The organism is Jeotgalibacillus sp. ET6 (assembly GCF_029667115.1).
Taxonomy (GTDB): Bacteria; Bacillota; Bacilli; order Bacillales; family Jeotgalibacillaceae; genus Jeotgalibacillus.
The window spans coordinates 1-712 of sequence record NZ_JARUIU010000022.1; the positions used below are offsets into that span (position 1 = coordinate 1).

The window sequence follows — 712 nt, forward strand, 5'->3', positions numbered from 1 at the left end:
AGAGTGTCCTACAACCCCAAGAGGCAAGCCTCTTGGTTTGGGCTGATCCCGTTTCGCTCGCCGCTACTCAGGGAATCGCATTTGCTTTCTCTTCCTCCAGGTACTTAGATGTTTCAGTTCCCTGGGTCTGCCTTCAACCGCTTATGTATTCAGCGGAAGATCATATCCCATTACGGATACGGGGTTCCCCCATTCGGAAATCTTCGGATCACAGCTTACTTACAGCTCCCCGAAGCATATCGGTGTTAGTACCGTCCTTCATCGGCTCCTAGTGCCAAGGCATTCACCGTGCGCCCTTTCTAACTTAACCAAAAAATGGTTGATCAGCTTCGCGCTTCTTCGTCCGCTCGTGTCGTCATCTCCTCACGCACTGGAAAGTGCGCTCCGGGATTCCTCCACTCACGTCCTCGAATCACTCGCTGCTGAACCATTTTTAAGAGAAACTCTTAAAAATGACTCGTTGGATTTTCATTTGAAAATCACTAAGGTGGCGATTACTCGGTTTGTTGCTTTGTTTGTTTGATGTCTTTATCCAGTTTTCAAGGAACGAATCTTCATATAGAAGGGTTTAAACCTTCAAAACTAAACAACCAGAAAACGTCAGGTTAGTCTGTGTGACGCGATTGACTCAAAGAGCCATCGGCCATTTCCTTAGAAAGGAGGTGATCCAGCCGCACCTTCCGATACGGCTACCTTGTTACGACTTCACCCC

General features: G+C 47.9%; 2 rRNA genes. Both read right to left on the reverse strand.

Going from position 1 to position 712, the window contains the following annotated elements:
• Positions 1-310 (reverse strand): 23S ribosomal RNA (locus tag P6709_RS19700); the annotation flags it as partial.
• Positions 311-655: 345 nt separating this feature from the next.
• Positions 656-712: ribosomal RNA gene (locus P6709_RS19705) — 16S ribosomal RNA — on the reverse strand; the annotation flags it as partial.